A 431-nucleotide genomic window follows, 5' to 3' on the forward strand; every position below is an offset into this window, starting at 1 on the left:
CGACCAGGCCCAGGCGGATCAGCCGCTCGGCCGAGGCGAACACCTTGGCGCTCGAGGAGCAGGCGGTGGAGATGGTCTCGCTCGGCCCCTCGAGGCCCAGCACCTCCTGCACGAACATCGCGAGCGAATGCGGCGTGTGCACCTTGGGGCGTCGCTGTGCGGTCGGAAAGGCGCCGCTGGCGTCGAGTTGGGTATAAGCAAGCTCGGCCTCACCGATGCTCGAGGTCGAGGTGCCGAGGATCAGCGCGATGCGCGCCGCGCCATGGCGCCCGCGCGCCTCGGCCACGGCCTCGAGGAAGCCGTCGGCTTGCAGGCCGAGCCAGGCCAGCCGGTTGTTGCGGCAGTCCCAGTGCGCGAGGGCGTCGGGCAGGCGGAGCTCTTCGAGGCCGTCGACGCGGCCGATCCAGGTCGGCAGCGGCGCGGGGCCGAAG

General features: G+C 72.4%; 1 protein-coding gene. It reads right to left on the reverse strand.

From position 1 onward, the window contains the following. Positions 1-431: beta-ketoacyl synthase N-terminal-like domain-containing protein (locus ACODT0_RS42430; RefSeq protein WP_489044055.1), on the reverse strand; the 431-nt coding region annotated here is incomplete at both ends.

It is taken from the genome of Variovorax sp. FG153 (assembly GCF_057809595.1).